10 protein-coding genes are annotated in these 17,508 nt (G+C 60.0%); 3 read left to right on the top strand and 7 right to left on the bottom strand.

Annotation, left to right across the window (positions count from 1 at the left end; genetic code table 11):
• Nucleotides 1-231 precede the first annotated feature (231 nt).
• Both R3C19_22915 and R3C19_22910 read left to right on the top strand, forming a co-directional pair.
• Complete coding sequence (locus R3C19_22915; protein ID MEZ6063208.1) at nucleotides 232-2,217, top strand: multiheme c-type cytochrome; 1,986 nt, start codon at nucleotides 232-234, stop codon at nucleotides 2,215-2,217.
• A 183-nt stretch (nucleotides 2,218-2,400) separates the two neighbouring features.
• On the top strand, nucleotides 2,401-4,302 hold the full coding sequence (locus R3C19_22910; protein ID MEZ6063207.1) for a hypothetical protein: 1,902 nt from the start codon (nucleotides 2,401-2,403) through the stop codon (nucleotides 4,300-4,302).
• 232 nt (nucleotides 4,303-4,534) lie between these two features.
• Here R3C19_22910 and R3C19_22905 read toward each other — a convergent pair whose 3' ends face one another.
• The 7 genes from R3C19_22905 to R3C19_22875 form a co-directional block, all read right to left on the bottom strand.
• Nucleotides 4,535-6,127: a dicarboxylate/amino acid:cation symporter gene (locus tag R3C19_22905; protein MEZ6063206.1), complete on the bottom strand. Its 1,593-nt coding sequence runs from the start codon at nucleotides 6,125-6,127 to the stop codon at nucleotides 4,535-4,537.
• Nucleotides 6,128-7,009: 882 nt separating this feature from the next.
• On the bottom strand, nucleotides 7,010-8,389 hold the full coding sequence (locus tag R3C19_22900; GenBank protein MEZ6063205.1) for a DUF1552 domain-containing protein: 1,380 nt from the start codon (nucleotides 8,387-8,389) through the stop codon (nucleotides 7,010-7,012).
• 105 nt (nucleotides 8,390-8,494) lie between these two features.
• A complete protein-coding gene (locus R3C19_22895) occupies nucleotides 8,495-10,561 on the bottom strand; it encodes a DUF1592 domain-containing protein (protein MEZ6063204.1) in 2,067 nt (688 codons plus the stop codon).
• A 187-nt stretch (nucleotides 10,562-10,748) separates the two neighbouring features.
• A complete protein-coding gene (locus R3C19_22890; GenBank protein ID MEZ6063203.1) occupies nucleotides 10,749-12,269 on the bottom strand; it encodes an acyl-CoA synthetase in 1,521 nt (506 codons plus the stop codon).
• Nucleotides 12,270-12,273: 4 nt separating this feature from the next.
• Entirely contained in the window at nucleotides 12,274-13,050 is a 777-nt protein-coding gene (gene madM, locus R3C19_22885) for a malonate transporter subunit MadM (GenBank protein ID MEZ6063202.1), read from the bottom strand.
• Nucleotides 13,047-13,454, bottom strand: a complete 408-nt coding sequence (gene madL / locus R3C19_22880) for a malonate transporter subunit MadL (protein ID MEZ6063201.1) — start codon at nucleotides 13,452-13,454, stop codon at nucleotides 13,047-13,049. Before madL ends, madM begins: the two co-directional genes overlap by 4 nt.
• Before the next feature lie 211 nt (nucleotides 13,455-13,665).
• Nucleotides 13,666-14,523: a hypothetical protein gene (locus R3C19_22875; GenBank protein MEZ6063200.1), complete on the bottom strand. Its 858-nt coding sequence runs from the start codon at nucleotides 14,521-14,523 to the stop codon at nucleotides 13,666-13,668.
• A 621-nt stretch (nucleotides 14,524-15,144) separates the two neighbouring features.
• Between R3C19_22875 and R3C19_22870 the strand changes: the two genes are divergently transcribed.
• Nucleotides 15,145-17,358 (top strand): acetylxylan esterase, encoded by a 2,214-nt coding sequence (locus R3C19_22870; protein ID MEZ6063199.1) that lies wholly within the window; start codon nucleotides 15,145-15,147, stop codon nucleotides 17,356-17,358.
• The last annotated feature ends 150 nt before the right edge of the window (nucleotides 17,359-17,508 follow it).

Genomic DNA, 17,508 nt, shown 5'->3' with positions numbered 1-17,508 from the left:
GTCGGTTCTGTTCGCCGCAGCCGGATCGCTACGCGCAGAAGATGCGTGATAGTTGGGAAAGCTATTACGGCCGATTCTGTTCACCAATACGAGACCGCCGCGAATTTCGGTATTCCAGGCACTTTCGGCCCTGCCGCTATCCGATATCCAGATGGAACGCGCTTCTAACAGGGGCAGGCTGTCTCCTGTTCACACGAATCTTCGGGCCGGTCAGATCCAGGGATGGAAATTATGACAGCTTGGACAGCAATCTTCAGGAAATCATTCAAGTCGGCAATTCGTGCCGGACTTGCCGGCGCTGCCGTCGGAATGATGCTGGTGCCGACGTTGTCGCCGTCGACTGCCCGTGCTGGCGAGGGAGTCGCGACCGGACCGGCCGGCGTTCGTCCCGCGTCACTGAATTCGACCCCGCGCCTGGTCGACGAAGACGAGCCCGAAGCGGACGACGCTGACGCCGATGAAGGCAGCGGCAGCGACGTGGAATCGGACGAACAGGCGGTTCTGAGGCAGGCCATCGACCAGGCTCACGCCGCCGTGTTTGAAAACGACTGCTTTCCGTCCGCGGCCAAATGTGCCACCTGCCATCCGCAGCACTATCGCGAATGGTCCGTTTCGCCTCACGCCTACGCACAGTTGAGTCCTGTGTTCAACGCGATGTCCAACAAGCTGAACAAGCTCAACAACGGCACGCTGGCCGACTTCTGCATTCGCTGTCACACCCCGGTGGGAATGGCACTGAATGAACCGATCAACATCTCCAACGTCAACCGGCCTCCGTCGTCCCGCGAAGGTGTCACCTGCGTGGTCTGCCACCGCGTCAATCAGTCGTGGGGTAAGGGAGCCGGCCGACTGGCGCTGGTTTCCGGAAATCTGCACCAGGCCGTCTACGGTCCGATCGGAAGTTCGGTGCTGAACGACGTGCTGGCGAACCCGGACCGCTATGGCGTGCTGAAATCGTCTCCCGCTCCGGATGTGCGCGGACGCGACATTCACTCGAAGTCATTTCGCTTTTTCCAGATGACAACCTCCGGCTTCTGCGGAGCCTGTCATGACGTGTTCGCACCCAACGGCTTTCGACTGGAAGACGCGTTCAGCGAATTCAAGAACTCTCCGTCCGCTCAGGTGCTGGGCCACAACTGCCAGGACTGCCACATGGGGAAGGTTCCCGGCGAGGCATGCGGCTATGACTATGGTCCGGCAGCCGTCATCGGAAACGCGACGACACCGCCGCGAAAACACACGAACCACATGATTGCCGGGCCGGACTATTCCATCATTCATCGCGGCCTGTTTCCTCACAACCCGAAGGCGATACGCGAGGAACATGAACACGATCCGCTGACGAACGGCCTGGCCACCATGCGTGAGTGGCTGGTGTTCGACGACGCGGCCGGCTGGGGAACTCGCGAGTTTGAAGCGAGTGTCCTGGAAGGCACCTATTTTCCTCCGCCGTGGGACGACCCGGAAAAACGCAAGGAAGCTCGCCGAATTCTTGAGGACCAGTACGAACTGCTGGCGGAATACACGTCGCAGCGGCTGCAGGTTCTGCGAGCGGGCTACAAACTGGGACATGTGGAAGTCGAAGAAGCCGACCGCGACCGCATTGAATTTCACGTGAAAGTTTCCAACGGCACTCCCGGCCACGGTGTTCCGACCGGATTCGACGCGGAACGCATGTTGTTTCTGCGAGTCCATGTCTGGGATCCCCGCGGACGAATGGTGTTCCAGTCCGGAGACCTGGATCCGAACGGCGACGTTCGCGACAGCCACTCCTTCTATGTTCATAACGGTCACCTGCCGGTGGACCAGCACCTGTTTTCGCTGCAGTCGCGGTTCATCACCCGCAACATCCGCGGCGGAGAACGCGAACAGATTCTGAACGTGCCGTTCTCGCTGGACCCGCTTCCCTACATTCGTCCGGAAACACGGCCGTTCACGGTTCTGGGGCGTCCGATCGGAGCACGAAAACACAAGCAGAACATTGAAGCGGAAGGGTCACGCCTGGCTCACTACGAACTGTCCGGAAAGCAGGTTCCCGGTCCCGGATGCTACACCGTCCGCGTGCAGATGATTGCCGGCATGGTCCCGATCAACCTGGTCCAGGAAATCTCCGACATCGGGTTCGACTATGGCATGAGCGCCAAGGCGATCGCGAAAGGCGTCGTCGACGGGCATCTGATTCTGCACGAAACCGCGGAACGGATCTGGGTGAAGTAACAGTCAGTTTGCGCTCATCAGCCGATGCAGCGCTGCAGCCACGGAACAGGAAATCAGGATCGGCGCCCGGCTTCCCTGCCGTTCGCCTGTCAACAATGCATCGTCTGAGTGATTGAACGCGGCGGGATCATGGATGTTCGCCACGCCGCGCGGGCCTGGCACGAGTTGAGGACGGAAACTGTCATGGGCGTAAATCTCTTCTCTGCGGATCGAAAAACCTGCGGTGCCGCGATTCTGTCGCTGCTGATGTTTGGCAGCGCCACCGCTCCGTCGGTCGCTCAGGCACCGGATGAAGATCCGGGGCCGTATACGATTCTGGGGTTCGACCAGCCGACCGACGCGATCGCCAAACCGATCCGGCAGGTGGCGGCCAAAGCCAGTGCCGCACGCGCGTCGCTGAAGTCAAGTCTGGTCGGCCGCTTTCGAATGTCGGATGCCGCGATGACCGCTTATCAGGAAGAAGATGCCGCCGACAGCGAGAAGGAAGCCCCTCCGTCAGATCCCTTCGACGATCTGGGTCTGGATCCCATGGAATCCAATTATTCCGGGGCCTACGCGAATCGCGCTTACGGCAACTGCGAAAGCCCGTTCGCTCCCAACGTGCAGTACAACCCGTGCGTTCCTGAAGGCGAAGAAGGAGCATTCGGCAGTCTGACGGAGCAGTTTCTGGAAGCCATCGCCGCCCCCAGCGATCACTTCGCTCACGGTCTGGAAAACGTCCTTGGCTCAGAACACGTTGAGCCGCATACACATCTGAATCCCAACCCGATCGGATTGCAGCCCGTTCCCTGTCGGCCGCCGCTGCTGCTGGAAGCCAATGAAGACTTTCTGGGACCGGGATTTCTGAGCCAGGGAATCTGCACACCGACCGGAGCGATCTGGCGGCCTGCGTTGTGGGTCTTCGGCAACTTCCGCACGGGCGTCTCCTACTTTGACGGCGGCAACGGCAGCAACCGTCGCGTGCTGGAATGGGCGAATCGGCTGGACCTGTTCGGCCAGTTGAACCTGTCCGGAACGGAACGACTGGTTCTGGGAATCAGGCCGCTGGACGAAGACGCCGGTTCCGGCCGCAAGTTCACCACAGTTGACCTCCGCAACGGTGACTTCACCAACGCGCTGAACGGCAACATTCAGACGTTGTTCTTTGAAGGAGACTTCGGCGAAATCTTCCCGAACCTGGACCCCTACGATCACGGAACGCTCGACTATGGCTTTTCCGTCGGACGTCAGCCGATGCTGTTTCAGCAGGGGCTGCTGCTGAACGAAGACAAGATCGACGCTGTGACGATCACCAAGAACACGCTGAACGGCAACGGCAATCTGAACATGCGAGCGACGTTTGTTTATGCCTGGGACCAGATCAGCCGCACCGTCTTCAACCCCGCGTCTCCGGCCGACACGTTCGGCAACCAGGTCGATTCCGGGGCCAGAATCGTGGGTCTGTTCACGGAAAGTGACTTCGAACACTACACCGTGAACGCGGACATCGGTTTCGTTCAGGACGGCGGCAGTGTCAACGACATGATCGGCGTCGGACTCAGCGGCATTCGCCGAATTCACGGGCATCACAACACATACAACTCATCGCTGCACTTTCTGGCTTCACTGCCGACCAACGGAGAAACCACGATCGCCGGACAGGGTGAGCTGCTGTTCAGCCAGTTTTCGTGGACGCCGCACCACAGCGAAGACCTGATCTACCTGAACGGGTTCTGGGCCATCGATCAGTTCACGTCGCTGTCTCGCGGCCCGGTAAACGGCGGACCGCTGGGACAGACCGGACTGCTGTTCTCCGCAGCCGGACTGGGCGGCTATGGAGCGCCGCTGAGCAGCACCGCGAACAATGTGGTCGGCGCCAGTCTCGGCTACCAGATGTTCTTTGATCACACGCGTCAGCAGGTGATTCTGGAACTCGGTGGCCGCCAGGATACCGACAATGTCAACCAGGCGGCTCTGGCTGCCGGCGCCCGCTATCAAAAAGCGCTCGATGAACACTGGTTCCTGGTGTTCGACACATTTGTCGCAAAGCGTGAGGACCGCGATGCGTCTCAGGGAGCTCGCGTGGAACTGCAGATGAAGTTCTGATCGACGAAGCCAGCGCCGAAACTCAGCATTGCGCCGCAGGACGAACGTGCGGAGAATCGCCGCGACGAGGCAGCAAGTCCCGATACCGCGACGTTCCGACAACTGAGTTCGAAGAACGCGGCTCCGGCGGCTCGACCGCAGTTATACCCCGAGCGGGGTCGATTGAGGCATTCTGGCTCGCGGCGGAAGAGGTGTTCGATGCATCAGTGTTCGCCGCGGCCAGTATAAAGGGTCAGTCCGACGATTCCGTCAACTGCTGCACGACGGCACAGCCGCAGGAATCGCTCCACACGTTGACCGATGTGCGAAACATGTCCAGGATCCGGTCAACGGCAATGATGATGCCCTGAGCTTCCAGCGGCAGGCCCACCGCCTGCAGCACAATCGCCATCATCACCAGTCCGGCGTGAGGAATCCCGGCAGCTCCGATACTGGCAATCAGAGCCGTCAGCGCGATCGTGACCTGCGTCGTGATCGACATCTCGAAACCCGGCGTCGCCTGCGCGATAAACAGCACCGCCACGACTTCATACAGAGCCGTGCCGTCCATGTTGATCGTGGCTCCCAGAGGCAGCACGAACGAACTGGTGCGATTGGAGATCCCGGCCTGCTGTTCCACACAGGAAATCGTCAGCGGCAACGTGGCGTTGGAAGAAGCTGTCGAAAACGCTGTCAGCAGGGCGGAACTCATGTGCCGGGCAAATTCCAGCGGACTCCGCTTCGCGACGAATCGCACAATCAGCGGAAGAATGATTCCCGCATGAATCGCCAGCGCCAGAGCCACCGTCAGCATGTACCAGGCGAGCGTCCGGAAGACGTCAAATCCCTGAGACGCCGTGGCGAAGATCATGAACGCCGCGACTCCGAACGGCGCCAGACTGATGACCCACGACGTCATTCTCATCATGACGGCAAACGCGGCTTCGAACAGTTCCGTCAGCCGCTGGCCATGATCGCCTCCGATGAAGTTGATGAAGATGCCCAGCAGAATCGCGAATGAAATGATCGACAGGAACTCGCCCTGAGCAATCGCTTCGATCGGATTCGCCGGAAACAGCCGCAGCACCTGCTGGAAGACGATTTCGACGACGGATTCCTCAGATTGTTCCACCACGGCGCCGCCGCCCGGCAGAATCGCTCCGACTCCCGGATGGATGATGTTCACCAGCACCAGCCCCGTTGTGATCGCCAGCATGCTGGTCACGATGTAATACGTGATCGTGCGGCCGAACATCCGACCGAAGTTTCCGCGGCTGCCCAGTCCCGTCACGCCCGTGACCAGAGATGTTAATATCAGCGGCACCGTGACCATTTTCAGCAGTTGCAGAAACAAGTCTCCCAGCGCCTTTGCCGCGATCGTCATTCCGCCCGCGACGCCTGCCGGATGCTGGCTCACCAGCAGCCGCCAGAACTCCGGCAGTTTTTCACCGGATGACGCAGCGATCTGGGACACGGCAGGATTGCCGTCATGATTTCGCTGCCAGACGATCGTGACTCCGCTGCGGTCACGCACAATTCTGGCGCGAGGGTTATCGCAGGCGACCGTCAGTTCCGCCTTTTCTCCCAGCGCTTCAGCCAGACGAGGATAGCTCTTTGCCAGAGCCGCAGCGTCCGCGAACTTTTCCGAATACAGCACTTTGGACGTTTCCGGAATCACCTCGGAAAACAGGATGGCGTTTTCGTCATGAACGATCCGAAGTTCCACGGGACCGCTGATCGCGATTTCCCCCGGATTCAAAGCCACACCGACCACGGTGCCGATCACCATCGCCAGCAGAATCCTGTAGTGCAGCGGCCAGCCGCCGGAATCATTCTCGCCCGTCATGGAAACGCGATTTCGCTGCAGGAAAGTAATCCGTTCCGTCTTTCCGGAACACGTCCGGTCAGATTACATGCGAAACCGGATAAAACAGCAATCACGCCGGCAACATCCATCGCCAGGTCGACGGTCTGCTTTGCAATTGCCTGGCAGCGACGATTCCGGAGTGCGGCGACGTGTTGCCCCTTTCTGTTGCACGAACCAACCGAACGACTCTCACGATTCGAGCCCGGCGGCACGGGTACCACGTCTCCGCAGAAGGCGTGTCGCCCTGCGATCGGAAGCCGCTGACAAACGATCTCCCGGACACTCAACGCAAAATCGTGGCAGGACGTCTCAAAAACGCGTTCCGAGGGCCGCGCCGCACAACACCTGCGAAGTTGTGCTACCCGATGGCGATCGATGGCCTGGGAGGGCGAGGCTCCTGCCGAGCCGCGTGTGCCAAAGGACGTCCGTCGCCGCAGCGGCTCGGCGGTGCCTCGCCCTGGGATGGTGAATCGGTCGGAAGTTGGGGGATTTTGAGGGGTTGGAATTTCGAAACTGTTACGCTCCGATGTATTCGTTGAGTGTTGAAATCCACGAAACGAAGGAACGTAACAGTGGCGGGATTTTCGTCGATCCAAAAGGTGTCGCTCAAGTCTCCTGCCAGGTGTCTGCCAGCGGCTGCGAGGCGATCTTCGAAGACCGGGCCGCGGGGAGTCTCGCTTGCTGTCGGCCGACGGCTATCTTCTCCGTCAGCGACATTTTCGAAAATGCGTCCTCTGCAGTTCGGCAGAGAACTGGCAATGGAGACTCATGTCGAACCGACGAGAGTCTCCAAGGGATGCCTTAATTCGGGCGTTGGTTCAGATCTCCAACACGGATGTTGAAGACGTTACTCGCCGGGCCTCAGCTCCGGATTTCCGCCAGTATCCCAGTGCTGTCGGCATAATGGTCCTGCTCGACGCCGAGAGCGTGCAGTTGAGTTAGCCAGAGGTTGGCGAGGGGCGTCCCTGGCCGGCAGTGGACGTGCTTGCCGAGCAGCAGCGTTCCGCCACCGCCACCGGCGATGACGATTGGCAGGTCGTTGTATTGGTGCGTCGTGCCGTCACCCATGCCGGCGCCAAGCGTGAAGATCGTGTTGTCCAGCAGCGTTGTTCCGTCCGCTTCCTCGATGCCGTCCATCCGCTGAAGCAGTCTGGCGTACGCGGACACATGAAAGTGGTCCAGCTTCAGCAGATCTTCCAGGTGATCATGCGGCGCGTGGGTCATGGCGTGGTGACTTTGCGGCTTGTCCAGGATGCCTTCCCAGTTCGTCGGCGTTGTCCACCGCTCCGGCCCGACCATCAGCGTGCCGACATTGGTGAGCCCCGTCTGCAGGGCCGTCACCAGCAGATCGCCCATCAAGTGAATATACTCGTTCCTCGGCAGGTGGTCGGCCGGCCGCTGGATGTCGTTTGCGACCAATTCGGACCTGAGCGAATCAATCCGGTCCATTCGCGTTTCGATGGTGCGAATCGCTGTCAGATATTCGTCGAACCTTTTGCGGTCACCGGTGCTCAGCCGCCGCTGCAATCCCCGGGCGTTTTCGAGTGCCAGGTCGGTGATGTTGCGAACACGACTGTTCTGCTGAGTTCCGAACAGGCGATCGTAGACTTTCCGCGGATTCCGCATCGAAGGTGCGACGTGCCCGGTGCCGTACCAGGACATATTGTCGAAGTAAATGGACTCGATGTTGTTTGCGTGGTCGTTGCAACTCAGTTCCAGCGTTGAGTACGGCGTATCCCGGGAGATGACATCAGCTGCAATGTGGTCGAGAGTGCGTGCCAGCGGATAGGCGGAGTTCTTCACTTCATACGGCGCCACGCTGGTGAGAAAGCACGAAGCCGCCTGAGCGTGCGAGTCGGTTCCCTGCTGAAACTCCCGGTCCAGCCCAGTGATCAGCGACAGCTTTTCCCGCATTGGATGCAGCGGCTTCAGTGTCGGGCTGAACGTCAGCGGATGGCTGCCAACCGGAACCGACGTTCCCTCAAACCGCCAGACGTTGTTCTGTCCGGCGAACTGTGGCAGCTCCCGGTCGCCTTCGCCTGGGAAGAAGCCGCGGCGAGTGATGCCGTTGGGAAGGTAGAAAAAGGCCAGCCGCGTCGGCGAAGAGATGCGCTCACCGCGTGAAGCACCCTGACACTGGCACGCGACGCTCTCCAGCCAGGGCAGACTTAGCATTGCGCCGCCGGTTGCGGAGAGGAAGCGGCGGCGGGAGGCATGTCGGGCCTGGCGGGAAGTCTTCATCTGCAGTCCTCAGTTTTCGTCGCCGATCTTTGATGTGCGATCGAATTCTACACGCTCCGGCGGTCTACGGAACAACAATGCGGGATCGACGCCCCTGACCTTCCTTCAGTCCGCGGTGGACGCATTCTTGTGCCGAAACGGATCGCTCATCGCCACCGCTTTCAGAATCGTTCGCATGTGATCTTCACCGTTGACTGCTCGTTCGGTGATCTCATCCAGTGCGGGTCCATCCGCCGGTCCAGGCTGACGGCCGAGCGCGTACGACATCAGATGTGATGCAAAAGCGCGGATGAATCGCTGCTTGTGGCGTACCAACAGCGACTTGAATTCTTCCAGTGTAGTGAACTCATATTGATTGAATAACAGGCCGCTGACATCTACGTCGCGGCCGTTTTCATACTTGTCCCGCCAGACTCCGGTGGGACCGAAGTTCTCCAGAGCAAAGCCCAGTGGATCGATTCTGTTGTGGCAGGCGGCACAGTCGGCCCGCTGCCGATGCACCGCCAGGCGTTCGCGGATCGTCAGTTTCGCCAACTGTTCGTGGTCCACTTCCGGCAGCGGCGGGACATCGGCGGGAGGCGGTTCCGGCGGATCGTTAAACACCACTTCATTCAGCCAGGCGCCGCGCGTAATGGGCTGAGTCCTGGTGGGAGTCGACGTCATTGTCATCACCGCGGCGTTGGTAATGACTCCGCCGCGGCGCGGGTGGTCGATGGCGACCCTCTCGAACGTCTGCACCTGCACGTCGTGGCCGGAAGCGGACACTCCTTCATAGTTCTGACGCAGCATCTCGCTCTGCCACGTGAAATCAGGCGCGAGCAAATCGAGAATCGATCGGTCTTCGATGTAGACCGTCTCAAACAACAGCAGCGGTTCGGACATCATGTGCATGCTGGTGCGATAGCCGTGATAGTAGAAATACGGATACATCTCCCGGTCAGGAATTGCGGTGATCAACCGATCCAGTTGCAGCCATTGCGACGGGAAATTGTCGCAGAAGCGTCCCGTCCGGCGATCGTCCAGCATGCGGTCAATCTGAGCGCCCAGCGTGTCCGGGTCGCTCAGTCGTCCCGCGTCTGCAAGGTCCAGCAGGGTGTCGTCCGGAATGCTGCTCCACAGGAACAGGGCCAGGCGCGAAGCCAGCTCGAAGTCGCTTACGGGTTCCCGGCCGGTCGTCGCACGATCCGAACTTCCGTCGGCCGGCTCGTCATGAAAGTACAGGAATTCCGGCATGGCAAGGACTGCACCGACGACTGCTCTCATGGTCTGCTCGAAGGAAGCGCCGGCAGCCAGTTGCGCCTCGGCAAATCGGACAAAGCTCTCCCGGGTCTCAGCATCGATCGACCTGCGAAATGCACGCCGCAGCAGCCTGCCGACCCGCTCGCGAATGACGCTCGTCATCCCGCCGTCGTCAATGGACTCTTCAGCCGGCGCCGCGAAGAGCCAGCTCCAACTCCGGCATTCCTTATCATTCAGATCCGGACTCCCGGCGACGGACTGGCTCAATTCCAGGAACGCCTCCATCAGCAGTGGTGACAACGTCAGGTGATCGGCGCGATTGTCAAAGCCGTGTTCGGCCCGCTGGTCCTGCGGAAAGGCCGCGACGCCGCGGAAGCCTTCGGGACGCTGATTGTCGATGTCCTTCGACAGTGGACGGCATGAGACGCGCACTTTCGAAGGCATGCTGCGCGTCGCCGGGTCGAAGTAGTCGTCCCTGCGCCGCATCAGCCGCTCATTCAGTTGAAAGATGTCACGGTCCAGCTCCAGCAGGTCAACAACCGCGTTGTTGTACTGAAAGCGATTCATCCGCCTCATCGGCGTCCGGTCGAAGGGGTACGATCGCAGTGTCTCGGCAAGGATCGTCTTTAGCTGAGCCGCCAATGCGGTCCGTACGTCCAGCGACGGCTGAGGTTCGTCGGCCGGCGGCATCTCACGATCTTCAACGACCCGGATCAGTTTCTGCAGCAGCTCGGGCCTGCTCAAGGGATCCTTAGCCCCCTGCACAGACAGCAGGTTGACGTTGCCTTCGACAACACCGTCCTGACCGTGGCAGCGGACGCAGTGTGCCAGAAACTGGTCACGGAGCTGTGAGAAGTCATCGGCCAACAAATCCGACGACAAACTGAACACGACCATGTGAGCGACCAGGATACCCGCGGCGGCTCGGACCATTTTGCCAGTCTCCCCAAAACGCGCGGCGATCCCGCCGAACTGGTGGGTGCTGAGGCTTCGAACGCGACGCATCGATCGTAGCAGGACGCCGCGCAACGTGCATCCGCGCATCGAGAACGTCGCACGGCGGCCAAGTGCTTGATTGGGAAGATTGCAGGGCGCGAGGTTCGGAACCGGCTCCTCGCGTTCACTCCCGGTCCGCGGCAGCGAACAGTTCGGTCACGGCCGGTTTGGTGACTTTGCCCATGGCGTTTCGGGGCAGTTCGTTAACGATGAGCAGTCGACGCGGGATTTTGTAGGGGGAAACGCGGTCTTTGCACCAGCGGCGCAGTGAGTCGGCATCGAGCGATGCTTCACCTTTGAGTACGATGGCGGCGGCGATGGTCTCGCCCCAGGTTTCGTCGGGCAGACCGACGACGGCACATTGAGCGATGGCCGGGTGGTCGAGCAGCGACGCTTCGATTTCCAGTGCGGAAAGTTTGTAGCCGCCGCTTTTGATGATGTCGACGCTGCTGCGACCCATGATGCGAAAGTATCCGTTCTCGATGACGGCCATGTCACCGGTTCGAAACCAGCCGTCCGTAAATGATTCACGCGTGGCCTCTTGCCGGTTCCAGTATTCGCAAAAGACATTCGGACCGCGAACCTGAATCTCGCCGGAGACGCCGTCCTCCGTCACCGATTCACCCGACTCGCTCTGCAGACGAACCTCGACCCCGGGGAGCGGCTGACCGACGGCACCGGGACGGCGTTCTCCCTCAAAGGGGTTGGACAACGCCATGCCGATCTCGGTCATTCCGTAACGTTCCAGAAGCTTCTGCCCGGTCAGTCTGGTCCAGGCGGCATGCACGCTCGCCGGAAGTGCGGCGGAACCGGAGATCATGAGTCGCATGTCCGCGAAGCCGCGTACGGTCCGTTCCCGTTCAGATGGCGGCATCGCTTCCAGGACTTCGATCAGCTTGACATAGATTGTCGGCACGGCCATGAAGACGGTGTACGCGCGATCGGCGACCCTGTTAAGGATCGCTTCCAATTCGAATCGCGGAAACACTTCGATCTCAGCACCGGCCCACAGCGCACACAGCATGATATTGACGATACCGTGAATGTGGTGCAGCGGCAGAAACAGCGGAATTCGGTCGTCCGGCCGCCAGCGCCACGCTTCGATCAGCGATTCCATCTGAGCCTGAATACACGCGTGCGTTGTCACAACACCTTTCGGTTTGCTGGTTGTTCCGCTGGTGTAGAGAATCATGGCTCGGCGGTCAGTCGCAATCTCCGGCAGCACAACCTGCGGTGCGGATGGAAGGTTGTCGATGCGGATCTGCCGCAGGCCGTGTTGTCGGCACAGCGATGTGACTCGCTCAGCCAGTTCGTCGACGACGACCACCGTATCCGCTCGCGAGTCTGTCAGCGTGTAATCCAGTTCCTTCCCGGTCGCCGCAAGGCTCAGCGGCACTGCAATTCCGCCTGCTCGCCAGATTCCCCACTGCGCAGCGATGTACCGCTCGCCGGGAGGAACAAGAAACGCGATCCGCGCTTCGTTCAAATCATCAGTTCCGTTCAGCAACGCAACAGCGACGTTTGCTGACGCGACAACGAGATCGTGGTATGTGTGGATGCCTGAGTCTGAACGGACGGCGATTCGATCACGATGCCCGACCGCGCGTTCAATGATTGGCAGATGTTTCGTTTTCGCTGCAGCCATCTTCCTACGAACTCACCACAGAACGAATGACAATGAACACGAACGACGGTCCCACCAGACATCCCAGCCCGGTGTAAAACGTCGCCGTCATCGCGCCATACGGAACCAGTCTTTCATCCGTCGCCGCCAATCCGCCGGCCACGCCGCTTGTGGTTCCCATCAGTCCGCCGAAGATCAGCGCCGAACGCGGGTTGTCGAGCCCGATCCATTTCGCCACGAACGGCGTCATCGTCATCACCAGCATGGATTTGACAAGTCCGGCTGCGACACTGAGCGCGATCACTTCACTCGACGCCCCAAGCGCAGTTCCGGTGACGGGACCGACGATGTACGTCGCCGCTCCGCCTCCGATTGTCGTCATGCTGACGGCGTCCCGATAACCGAACGAATACGCGATGACTGCTCCAACAAGGAACGAAACGAGCACGCCGACAAGCAGCGAGACAACTCCGCTGATGCCGGTCCTGAGGAATTCATCCAGCCGTACTCCAAACGCTGTCGCGACGATGGCAAGATCTCTCAGCATGGCTCCGCCCATCAGACCAATTCCGGCAAGGCAATCGATATCTGCGATCCCTTTCGTGCCGCCGGTCGCCACACCGCCCACATAGGCCAGCAGCAATCCGATCAGAATGGCGATCGCCGAACCGTGCATGCGTCCCCGAGTAATGTGACGCGAGATGGCGTATGACAACCAAATGATGATGCCGACGAACGCAAATGCCGTGACCAGCGAATACTTCGTCAGCACCGATTCGACAGCCTGGCACAGAGCGTTCATGGCTCGTCTCTCGTCGAAGCCGTTTCTTCGCGGGCAGCATCGTCAGCGGAAGTCCGACCGATCCGACTGATCAGCGGCACAAGCAGGAAACTGACGATAACGACAACCACTCCCGCCAGGACCGCCACGGTTCCGCCACTGACGGCCGCCCGGACATTCTGACCGGCCGCCATCGCCACGACGATGGGGATGTAGATGGAACTCCAGAACAGCACACCGTGCTGAGTCGGCTTGGGCAGCACTCCGGCGGCCTGCAGTCTTGCTGACAAAAGAATCAGCATCAGCATCGCCATCCCGACGCCGCCGACGTTGGCATCAACACCAATCGCCGCTCCGATCAACTGCCCGATCACAAGACCAATCAGCAGACAAAGCGACAACAGTGCTGTTCCGTAAATGGCCATTTCTCACCCCAACCGCGCGGTTCTTGTCTGGCTGAACGAATTCCAAAACGGTAACCAGTCACCGCACGCCAGAACTTTGGAGTGCGCCGACTTGGCGGAGCTTTGGATGTCCACAGGCTTGCGATGTCCATTCATCACGATCGTCCTGCTTTCGGCTGGCTGAACGAATTCCAAAGCGGCGACCAGTCACCGCACTCCAGAACTTTGGATTTCATCCGGCAGATAACACCTCAAAGTCATCCAACACTTTCAGCTTGTCGGTCTTGAAGCCGTAGATCGTTTTCACCTGGGCCGGCGTCGCTGTCCGTTCGAACCACGCTGCGGAGCACCAGCGATACTGATTCGCAACAGAGACAAGGCCATGGCGCACCGCGTTCTGATGCACGTAATTCAGTCGCGCGAGGTACGACTTCTCATACGTCAATTCCGTCTCCCAAAAGTTGTACCAGACCCGCCGGTTTCGACAGCCCTGCCTGCGATTGATTTCCCTCGCCGAATCCGCATGAAAGTGAGCCAGAAACGGCTTGAGTGACGCGGAATCCTCAAGTGCGTGCCCAACGAAATGATAGTGGTTTGAAAAGCACGCCCAGGCTTCAAGCTGCCAGTCGTACTGCCGTGCCTTCGCGAGTAATTCTGCCTGCAGAAGTTGCAGCGACTCGGCACTACAAAAGTGATGCTCTTTGCCGAAGGTTCCGGCAGTCACTATGTAGGTGCCTTTACCTCCGAGCCGATGCAATGGTGCGTGCGGCCAGTGCGAATGTTGCCGTCGGCTTGACGACGTGTCTCGTCGCGACTGCAGTTCAAGCGAGGTGACCAGTCGTTCAACCTCCGCTATCTGCAAGCTGTTGAGACGAGAAATTCGCTCGGCGAGTTCTCTGGAGCGCTCCGACTCACCGGAGCTTTGGATCTCCACAGGCTTGCGATGTCCATTCCTCACGATCATCCTGCTCGGCTGGCTGAACGAATTCCAAAGCGGTGACCAGTCACCGCACTCCAGAACTTTGGAGTGCTCCAGCTCGGCGGAGCTTTGAATGTCCACAGGCTTGCGATGCCCATTAATTACGATCATCCTGCTTTCGGCTGGCTGAACGAAATCCAAAGCGGTGACCAGTCACCGCACTCCAAACGACGTTCCCCGGCAGCAACGACGTCCGGTGCCCAACGGTCAGTGATGATGATTTCTGTACCCGGCATTGTCGACCATCGGCGCCGCAGCGGACGGCTTCGTCGATCGTTCAGCGCTGCGGTGTTCGGTGGCGTCAACAGTGCTCGCCGCTGGTCAGCAGTTCCCGCAGCCGATGTTCGGATGCCTGAAGCCGTCCGCAATCGTCGCTGCCGAAGCCGATGAACCGGCCGAAAGACGCAACCTCGGCCGAACACGGCGAAAGCAGACCTACGTCGCGCTGCTCGTCGATCACACACGGACCATCATCACACAAGAGCGAGCTGCGCGATGTCAGTTCGTGACTGGCGCTGTCAGGCTCCGTTCGTGCCCGATGTCGCGGGACACAGTTGTGACGTGCAGCAGTGTTGCCGGCAGGCGCATGTCTTCGACCTCTCGAAATCGTGGTTCCAGGCACCAGTTCGACTACCGGGTCAGGATGCCGGATTGCTGTGCGCTTTGCTTGTCGTTGGTTAGAGTGTTCCGGATGTTCCGTTTCGACGACCGGCCAGTGAAAGTGAGAGAGTCATGAAGTTCAATGCAGTTGATCGGCGGGGTGCAATGCAGCGCATGGCTGCGGGACTTGTGGCGGCTGGAGTTGTGCCGCTGGTTCCGGTCTTCGGCGGGCACGCGGCGGCGGCCGTTCCGAATGATTCACGGCTGGGACCGCTGAAGGATCTGGACGGCTACTTCCCGTTTGCTCCGAGCGGTTCGCCGGAAGCGTGGGAGCGGCGGAAGGAATACGTGAAGCGACAGATGCTGGTGGCGTGCGGGTTGTGGCCGATGCCTTCGCGACCGCCCATCAGGGCGACGGTTCACGGTCGCGTCGAACGGGACGACTACACCGTCGACCGGGTGTTTTTCGAAAGCAGTCCGGGGCTGCTGGTTACCGGCAGTCTGTATAAGCCGAAGGATGCCGCCGGACGTCTGCCGACCATCGTGAGTCCTCACGGACACTGGGCCGAAGGGCGTTTTCATGATCACGGTGAGTCTCAGATCAGGACGGAACTGGATTCCGATGCGGAGATCTTTGAAGTCGGCGGTCGGCATCCGCTGCAGGCGAGAAGCGTTCAACTGGCTCGCATGGGCTGCATGGTGTTCCTGTACGACATGCTGGGTTACGCGGACGGCAGCAGCATTTCCTACGAACTCGCCCACCGATTCGCGAAGCAGCGGCCCGGCATGAGTTCTCCCGATCACTGGGGACTGTTCAGCGCTCAGTCGGAACTTCGCTGCCTGAATGTTCTGGGACTGCAGACATGGAATTCAATTCGCATTCTGGACTGGATCACCAGCCGCGAAGACTGCGACACGGCACGCATCGGCGTCACGGGAGCCAGTGGCGGCGGCACTCAGACATTCATGCTGGCGGCCCTGGACGATCGCATTGCCGCCGCGTTTCCGGCGGTGATGGTGTCGACCGCGATGCAGGGCGGCTGCACGTGTGAAAACGCGTCGCTGCTGCGAGTCAACACGGGCAACATCGAATTCGCGGCCATGGTGGCACCGCGGCCGATCTTCATGTCAGGCGCGAACGACTGGACCGTCGACATCGAACACAAAGGCCTGCCCGAACTGAAACGGCACTTCGCGATGCTGAACGTCCCGGATGTCGTCAACGCAAAACACTTCGACTATCCGCACAACTACAATCGTCACGCCCGGATGATGATGTATGAGTTCTTCAATCAATATCTGAACCTGGGGGCCGACGAAATTGTTGAACGAGACTACCAGCCGCTGACGGTTCCGGAAGCCACTGTCTTCAGCGATCAGTATCCGGCTCCGGAAAAGAACGAAGCGACGGAAATTGCCGTGCTGCAGGCTCTGGACAGGGACCTTTCGGCAAAGATCCAGGCTCTGACGCCCACGGACGCCGCGTCGCTGAAGGAATACCGGCGAGTTGTCGGCGGCGCGTGGGAAGTCATGATCGGGCGAAGTCTGGCGGAACCGCAGCAGGTCACGGTAAAGCACGATTCCACCAGAACGCAGGGCCGTTTTGAAATCGTTGAAGGCCGGCTTCGGCAGGAGTCCGTGGGGGAAGAAGTCCCTGGAATCGCGGTTCGCCAGCCCGATGCGAATCAGCGCGAACTGGTTCTGTGGGTGAGTCTGAAGGGCAAGTCCAGTCTGTTGAGCGATGGCGGCGAACCCAGGCCGCACGTCGCAAAGCTGGTCGACGACGGATTCACGGTGCTGGGAATCGACGTGCTGTACACCGGAGATTTTCTGGCCGATGGCAAGCCGCTCACTCAGACACGCAGCGTGGAGAATCCCCGCGAGTTTCTGGGGTACACGCTGGGCTACAACCATTCCCTGTTTGCTCAGCGCGTTCACGACGTGATGAAAACGATCGCGGCGCTGCGCGACATGCAGGTTCAGTCGATTCGGCTGGTCGGAGTCGACTTAGCCGGGCCGATTGTTGCGGCCGCCGCGGCGCTGTCAGGTGATGCGGTGACCGGTGTGGCGGTGGACATGAACGGCTTCCGGTTTGCGAACATCACCGACATTCGCGACGTGAACCTGATTCCGGGAGCGATTCGTTACGGCGATGTTCCGGGGCTGCTGGCGCTGTGTGCGCCGCGGCCGCTGGCGACCGTTCGGGAAGATGTACAGCCGGTGACTCGGGCGGCTTACAAGGCGGCGAACGCAACGCTGCAAACTCTGAACGCCGCTGATTCGAACGCCGCCGAAGGAGCGATCGCCGACTGGCTGATCCGTCGCGTTACGGCATCATCCCGGTGACGGCTGTTTCCGAAACGCAACGTCCGATCCACGGCTGAACCGGGAAACACGGCCGATTGACCGAATGGCGGACCTGGCATTCCGTTTGCGTCATGTTGAGCAACGGCCTTCCAGTTCCATCGGCTGAGTTGTCTCCGGAACACTCGACCG

It is taken from the genome of Planctomycetaceae bacterium, assembly GCA_041398785.1.
Classification (GTDB): domain Bacteria; phylum Planctomycetota; class Planctomycetia; order Planctomycetales; family Planctomycetaceae; genus JAWKUA01.
The sequence above is the reverse complement of the archived record's forward strand: the minus strand, read 5'-3'. Positions and strand labels throughout refer to the sequence as shown.